At 61.8% G+C, this 7604-nt stretch carries 6 protein-coding genes; 2 read left to right on the top strand and 4 right to left on the bottom strand.

Going from position 1 to position 7604, the window contains the following annotated elements; all coding sequences use genetic code 11:
* The coding region (locus tag BHQ40_RS18035) for a TonB-dependent receptor (protein ID WP_070157139.1) at positions 1 to 2259 on the bottom strand (2259 nt) is incomplete at its 3' end.
* A gap of 615 nt (positions 2260 to 2874) precedes the next feature.
* Here BHQ40_RS18035 and BHQ40_RS18030 point away from each other — a divergent pair.
* Positions 2875 to 4266, top strand: a complete 1392-nt coding sequence (locus BHQ40_RS18030) for an MFS transporter (protein ID WP_070157138.1) — start codon at positions 2875 to 2877, stop codon at positions 4264 to 4266.
* 63 nt (positions 4267 to 4329) lie between these two features.
* On the opposite strand, the gene kce is transcribed toward BHQ40_RS18030, so the two are convergent.
* Positions 4330 to 5256 (bottom strand): 3,5-dioxohexanoate:acetyl-CoA acetone transferase, encoded by a 927-nt coding sequence (gene kce / locus BHQ40_RS18025; protein ID WP_070157137.1) that lies wholly within the window; start codon positions 5254 to 5256, stop codon positions 4330 to 4332.
* An 84-nt stretch (positions 5257 to 5340) separates the two neighbouring features.
* On the opposite strand from kce, the gene BHQ40_RS18020 reads away from it, so the two are divergent.
* Complete coding sequence (locus BHQ40_RS18020; protein ID WP_070157136.1) at positions 5341 to 5835, top strand: PaaI family thioesterase; 495 nt, start codon at positions 5341 to 5343, stop codon at positions 5833 to 5835.
* Here BHQ40_RS18020 and BHQ40_RS18015 read toward each other — a convergent pair.
* Together BHQ40_RS18015 and BHQ40_RS18010 are read right to left on the bottom strand one after the other, a co-directional pair.
* Entirely contained in the window at positions 5823 to 6617 is a 795-nt protein-coding gene (locus BHQ40_RS18015; protein WP_070157135.1) for an amidohydrolase family protein, read from the bottom strand. The genes BHQ40_RS18020 and BHQ40_RS18015 overlap by 13 nt on opposite strands.
* Positions 6618 to 6672: 55 nt before the next feature.
* Complete coding sequence (locus BHQ40_RS18010) at positions 6673 to 7587, bottom strand: amidohydrolase family protein (protein ID WP_070157142.1); 915 nt, start codon at positions 7585 to 7587, stop codon at positions 6673 to 6675.
* Positions 7588 to 7604 lie beyond the last annotated feature (17 nt).

Below are 7604 nucleotides of genomic sequence, written 5' to 3'. Positions count from 1 at the left end.
GTCGATCGACATGTTGAAGTTGCGCAGGAAGGACGGCCGGAACACGACACCCGCCGTGAACGTGTCGCCCTTTTCCAGATTCAGGCCGGGATTGCCGCCGGTGACGACGAACTGGCTGGACGTGCCGCCGACAAAGGGATCGGGAAGCGGCAACTGGATCGTCGTCGCATTGGGGCTGGATTCCCTGGCCGAAGGCGCACGGATGTCGCGCGACCGCGTTACGCGGAAGGTGATGTCCTCAACCGGCGTATAGACAGCGCCCAGCTTCCATGTGGTTGCGTTCCCGAAGGGATTATAGTGGGTCTGCCGGACAGCGCCGTCGATGTCGAGCGACCGGCCGATCGCGGAGTCCTTCAGCAAAGGAACAGCCACTTCGACATAGCCCTCCACCACGGAGGTTTTCGTGAACGGAAGGGCGGAACCATTGGCGGCGATGAAGCGGCCCGCCAATGTGTTGGCGTCGGCGTCACCGACCGCCGTGTCGCGCCGCCATTCCGCGCCCACCGCCATCTTCACTTCGCCCGCCCAGGTTGAGAAGGGCGATCCGCGCAGGTTGACGGCCGCGGCATGCTGCTCGAACTTCCGGGTCTGCCATTCGGGCACGATGTACCGGTCAATCGCGGCCTGGCTGATGTTGCCGAACCCGAACAGGTTGATCGGGATACAGCCATTGGTCGGATTGGTCACGGTCGTGCGGCAGATAGGCGTGCCCGGCGCGATACCGGCCAGTCCGGCAGGAGCGGACACCACATCCAGCGCGTTATTCCATTCCACCAGCCGGTTATTGTCGTCGCTCACCCGGCTCGTCACGCGCCCATAGGTGTAATAGGCGTCCCAGTCCCATGTATCGAACAGGTCGCCCTTCAGCGCGAAAGCGCCGCGATAGGTGTTGACCGTGCTCTTGGCCTTGGCGAGGCTGCCAAGCGCCCAGCTCGATGAGTTGATCATCAGGTGCGTAATCGCCGGGTCCGCGGCCAGAACCGCTGCGCGCGTCGCATCCGACACATAGGGATTGTTGATGTTGATCGCGATATTGGCGTCCAGCGGGGCCGAACGCGCGGTGGGACCGCCGACGACCTTCGAATACATGAATTCCACCGAAGCCGTGATCGCATCAGTCAGCTCATAATCGGCATGCGCCATGCTGGAAAAATGCTTGGTCGGCACCATCAGCGGCAGCGGGCTGAGGCCGAGCGCATAGGGCTGCGTCGGATCAGCGCCTTGCTGAAGAATGCCGCTCAGATAATTGCCGAACTGATAGGGCACCAGATTGCCCGCGGAATCGAACTGCTTCCCGCGCAGCGCATTGGGCAGGGACGTCGCGCCGGTATTCAGCACCTGCTGGCCCAGGGTGATCGTTCCGCCCGTCCCATTGGGCTTGCGCGCGCCGACGACAATGCTGTTCTCATTGTAGACGAAGGAAGTGCCGTCGAGGACCAGCGTCGCGGGAAGGCCGTTCGTGCTCCTGCGGGTGGTGGTGTTATATCCCGGATTGGGGACATAATTCACATATTTCTTGCACCATCCGCGCTCCTCGCACGGTCCGATGCCGCCTTCTTCCGCATATTCGACGCCGGCGATGATATGACCGCGCCCGCCCGCAAAATCGGTGCCGCCCGCCAAGCCCAGGAACAGGCTGGTCGCGTCGCCGCGCTGGCTGATCCCATAGCTGGCGTTCCCCTTGATGCCGTTGAGCTTGGTATCGAGGATCAGGTTGACCACACCGGACACGGCGTTCGCACCATAGGCGGCGGATGCGCCGCCCGTCACCACCTCGGTCCGCTGGACCATCATGGACGGTACGCCATTGATGTCGATCGTGCCGTCATCGCTGCTGGGGACAAAGCGGCGGCCATCGACCAGCGTCAGGGTGCGTGTCGCGCCAAGACCGCGAAGATCGAGCGTGCGCGCGCCGATATTGCCGGAAATGCGGAAAAAGGTCGACGCGGGCGTATTGATCGGCCGGAAGGACGGGATCTGGTTCAGGGCATCCGCCACATTGTCGATGGCGAGCTGCTTGAGGCGCTCGTCGCCCACCACATTGACCGGTGTCGGCGCGTCATACCCCTTGCGGCCGACGCGGGAACCGGTGACGACGATATCGCCCCCTTCATCGGCCGCGCCAGCCGACGCCTGCACGGCGGCGGGCGCCGAAGCCCCCGGCGCGTCCTGAGCAAAAGCCGGCGACTGCGCCACGATAGCCGCCAATGTCAGCGCGAAGGCCGAGCTGCGGCTTAGCAATGCACCCTGCAAATTCATTTCACCCCTCCTCATTCTTTTCTCCTGCCAAATCGTTTCATCAACAGTGGCAGATTTTGTGGTACCGGTAACTCAGAGTGCAGCGACTGTCAAACGGGCCTTGGATCTGGTCTCTCATATGGAATGACAATCTCAGCATCGCGACATGCAATATGCGATGCTACGCACATATCGGGCCGTTCCAGACCGCGATGTTGCTATATTCACTATGCAAAGGGGGATTGGAACCTGCGCAGATCATATCAAATTGACATAAGCTAGAACCAGATCGTTTGCTGAAATGCCCGTGCTGGCAGCGTTTTTGGCAAGCGCCTTTCGCCATCGGGCAATTCCGCTCTCCGCAAAACAGACCGAAAAGCGTGGGAGTTTAAAGGAAGCCCGGCCGCTGCCATGCCTCGCACCAGCCGCCAACAACCTTTCCCCGCCAACCCGTTGCGATGTCGCCGCCATGCCATGGATCGCCCCTCTCCTTCCGTCAGTCGCACAATCGAAAGAATTTGAGACCGGTATCATTGCGCCGCTGCATGCAGGCAGCTAAGAAATTCCGACATGCCGGATCGGAAGCATGGTTTCGCGCCCTGCGACGTTACCGGCCAAAAGGAGAGGATCGCATAGATGGACAGCGTCACCGCTCGAAATGATGGGGCGGCTGCAAGCCCGCTGGAACTGCGGGTGGGCGACACGCTCGACACTCTCCGCACCTTCCGGGTCAGCATATTGGCGCCCCTGCTCATGGGCCTGATCATGCTGTTCGATTCCTGGGACAGCATAGCCATCGCCTATGTGATGCCCTCGCTGTCAAAGGAATGGGGCCTGCATCCCGCGATGATGGGCGCGTTGATCTCATCGGGCTATATCGGTCAGTTCATGGGGGCGGTTCTGCTCGGCTCCCTGGCCGAACGCTATGGCCGCATGCCTGTCTTTATCAGCTCCGTGGTGGTCATGGCTGTCCTGGCCCTCGCCTGCACCGTCGCGCCGGGACCGGAAGCGCTGCTCGTGATACGCTTCATTCAGGGACTGGCGATCGGCGGGGCGCTTCCGGTATCCATCACCTATATCAACGAACTTGCGCCGACGCTCACCCGCGGCCGCTATTTCATGATATTCCAGTGGCTGTGCATGAGCGGATACGCCGCGGCGTCGCTATCCAGCACGGTCATCATACCGACATTGGGGTGGCGCTGGCTGATCGGCCTGGGCGGCATCCCGCTGCTGCTGCTTCCCATCGTCATGCTCACCTTGCCGGAATCGCCGCGCTGGCTGGCTCGCACTGGCCGGGCGGCGCGCGTACCGGGCGCGCTGGCCAAACTGGGCGGGAAGCTTCCGCCTGAAGATGTCGCGCTTGCCACGGCACAATCGCAGAATATCGCCGCGCCGCAGGCGCAGGAGCCTGCCCGCATTCCGATCTCCGCCCTGTTCGCGGCAAGGCAGCGCCGGTCGACGATCATCCTGATGAGCATCTGGTTCACGGTGGCTTTCACCAATTTCGGACTGACGACCTGGGCGCCGTCCATCTTCGTCACGGTCTATAACATCCCGCTCGCCGACGCCCTGCGTTACGCGGCGCTCACGCCCATCCTGTTCCTGATCGCGACCCCCTTCATCGGTGCAACAATGGACAAATTCGGCAGGCGTCCTTACGCCATCACGGGCTGCCTGGCTGCTGGTTCTGCGCTGGTGCTGCTGGCCCTATTCCGTTTCGACACGCCCGTCCTCGTCGCGCTGGTCGTGATCGGCACGCTGGGCAGCTCGCTCAGCTCCTTCATCCAGTGGCCCTATACGGCGGAGAGCTATCCCACCCATTTGCGCGCCGTCGGCATGGGCGTCTGCAGCTCCATGGCGCGGGCGGCGTCCATGCTGACGCCCTTGTTCGTCGGCGTGATCCTCAACACCGGCGCGGCGATCGCCCTCGTCTACAGCGCCTTTGCCGCCTTTGCATTCGGCGCTGCGTCCCTGTGGATTTTCGCCACGCAGGAAACCGCCCGGCGCAAGCTGGAGACAATCTGAAACGACAAAAAAGGGGCCGCGCCGATATATTGGCGCGGCCCCTTTTTTGCGTCTGTCCGTCTTTCAAAGGTTGATATTATCCCGCCCCTTCAGTCCCAGCATCTGCCGCGCTTCGGCGGGCGTGGCGACTTCCAGGCCCAGCTCATCGAGTATCCGCCGGATCTTCAGCACCTGATCGGCATTGCTCTGCGCAAGCTGCCCCTTGGAGATGAACAGGCTGTCCTCCAGGCCGACGCGCACGCTCGATCCCATTAGCGCGCCCATCGTGCACACATTCATCTGGTGCCGCCCCGCGCCGAACAGCGACCAGATATAATCCTTGCCGAACAACCGGTCGGCGGTCTGGCGCATGAAATATACGCTGTCCGCATCCGCGCTCATGCCGCCGGTGACGCCAAGCACTGACTGGATCAGGAAAGGCGGCTTCAACAGCCCCTTGTCCGCGAAGAAGGCGATATTGTGGAGGTGGCCGATCTCATAACATTCCATCTCGAACCGGGTCCCGCCCGGTCCCAATGTCCTGATGATATGCCCGATATCCTTGAACGTATTCTTGGCGATCAGGTCCTCGGTCGCCTCCAGGAAGGGCTTTTCCCAATCATATTTGAAGTCGTACCGGCTCGCGAGTTCGGACAGGTTGATGTTCATGCAGCCCATGTTGAGCGAACATAGCTCAGGACTGACCTGAACCGCCGCCCGCAGCCTTTCCTCCAGCGTCATGCCGGGACCGCCGCCGGTGCTGATGTTGATCACGGCATCGGTTTCCGCGTGAAGCTGCGGCAGGAATTGCATGAAAACGTCAGCGGAAGGCGTCGGGCGGCCATTTTCGGGGTCGCGCGCATGCAGATGCAGGATCGCTGCGCCCGCCTTGTAGGCCGCAATGCCTTCTTCCGCGATCTTGGCCGGCTCCACGGGCAGGAACGCCGACATGGTTGGCGTGTGCATGCTTCCCGTCAGCGCACAACTGATGATCACCTTGCCCTTCATCATTATATTTGCCTTTCCATCATCCTGTCTGTAGCGTTTGAGTTACCGGTATCATCATGCCGCAGCAAGCGATAATAGAGGATTTCCTTGGACATTTTCCCCCAATCGGACACCGATAAAGGCGCGGATTCCAATGGCCCTGCCCCCGCCGGCTGGCGCGTGAAGGAAGGGGCGGACATCGACCCGTTCCAGCGGCTCAACGGCCCCTTCTATATCGCCGATCCGTTCACGCCCGACGCGATGGAAGCGATGCGCCTGGGCTTTCGCGTCGGACCGCAGAATTGCAGCTATTCCGGCTATGCGCATGGCGGCTGGCTGTCCTCCATCCTTGACGTTTCGCTCGGCCAGAATGTGCAGGCCGGTTGCGGCGTGTCCCATGCGCCGACCATTTCCCTCACCATCGACTTCATGCGCGCGGCTCAGCCCGGCGACTGGCTGGAATCGCGGGTTCGCCTGCTTCGGGTGACGCGATCCATGGCCTTTTGCGACGGCGTTCTGGTCGGCCCGGACGGCAATGTCGCCCGCGCCAACGGCGTTTTCAAATTGCCGTCCCAACGGCCCGCGCCCGATCAGCCGAAATAGAAATCATAGGCGTTGCGATGAATGGCGGCGCGTATCTCCGGGTCGGGCAGCCAATAGGATAGCTGGTCCAGCGTCTCCTTGTGTGTCACTGTCCCTTCCGCCCCCACGAACGGCGCGTCGCTGCCCCAGAACAGCCTTTCCGCACCCAGCCGTTCGACATAGGCCTGCGCAAACATCCGCGGAATATTCTGGTCCGGCCGCCGGAAACCGCCCGACAATTTGATCCACGCCGCGCCATCCTGACCGGCCGCCACCGCCGCCAGGAAGCCGGGACATTCCAACCCCTTTTCCGGGTCCGGCCAACCGAAATGGTCGATGACGATCTTCACGCCGCTCGGCCGCAATGCGTCCAGCACGGGAGCAAGCCGGAACGGCTCGATATTGACATGAACATGCATGTCCAGATCGCGCAGGCGATAAAACAGCCTTGTGTAGCCGTCCGCACTGAAATCCGGCAGATCGGTGTGGAACAGTTGCAGCCTGATCCCCACCACCCCGTCGCGGCGCATGGCTTCCAGCTCATACATGCCGATGTCAGGGTCAACGATCACAGTGCCGCGCAACCGCTTATGCTCGCGCAGGGCGCGGATCACATAATCATTATAGGTGCCGAACAGGCTGGCGGCGGCGATCACGGCAAAGCCTACCCCGCTCGCATCCAGCGTCTCCAGATAGGTTTCCACGGTGTAGCCATAGTCCGGCCGCTTCCACGCCTTGCTCCAGAAGGGCATGGACTCGCCCCAGATATGGGCGTGGGTATCGACCTGCAGCATGTCCGTCATACGCGTCCTCTATTCATCTGGCCCTGTTCATCCGGCGCTGTTCATCCGGCGCTGATTATCGGGCATAGAGCCTGTCCGCCGTGCCGTAGAGAAAGGCCCTGCGTTCGTCGGCATTCAGTTCCGCGGCCGCCTGGCGCGCCAACTGCGCCTTGTCCGCATAGGGCCATTCGCTTTGCCCCAGATCGGACCCCCACATAAGCCGGTCCGCGCCGAACGCATCGGCCAGCCGCCGGATGAACCGCGACGGCTCGACCTTCTGATCGGCAAGGCGCTCCATGTTGATCTCGGTGAACTTGAAGCTGACATTGGGCAGCTTCTCGAACATGGCGATCGTCTCGGCTATGCCGAAATCGGGCGGCGGCGGCATGCTGCTGTCCAGCCCCGCCGCATCGTAACGCGCCTTTTCGGGATTGGAGAGGGTGTGCGGCGTCCCGATATGATCGACGATGATCGGCAGCGACGGCAGATATTCCGCGATGAATTTCAGCGCCGGAAGCGCCCAGGACAGATGCCGGCGAAAGAAGATGATTGCGACCGGCGTCCCCAGGTCCGCCGCCGTCCGCCAGCATTCCATCGCCTCCGGCGAATTCATCCAGGCCGTGTCGAAAAATTCGAAATGCGTCTGGGCCAGGCGCAGTCCGCGCACGCCGTGGTTCAGCGCCATGTCGCGATATTTGGCGGGCGTTTCCGGGTCCTGCGCATCCAGGATGACCACGGGCACGAAGCGATCCGGATATTTCTTCCCGGAATCGATGATATAGCTGTTGTCATAGCCATAGACGTGACCGCGCTGGACAATGCACGCCTTGCCCACGCCATTCGCGTCCATCTGATCGATCAGCCATTCGGCCGTCGCGCTGTACGTCATCTGCGTCACATGCGTCGTGCCGCGCAGCGGGGAAGCCGGATAAGCGGTATAGTCGTCCGCGATCAGATGGGCGTGGGTATCGAAAATCACATCATCAGCCATAATCACCATCTCTCCAG

Origin of the sequence: Sphingobium phenoxybenzoativorans (assembly GCF_001757355.1) — a bacterium.
GTDB classification, from domain to species: Bacteria; Pseudomonadota; Alphaproteobacteria; order Sphingomonadales; family Sphingomonadaceae; genus Sphingobium; species Sphingobium phenoxybenzoativorans.
This window is presented reverse-complemented; position numbering and strand designations above follow the sequence as displayed.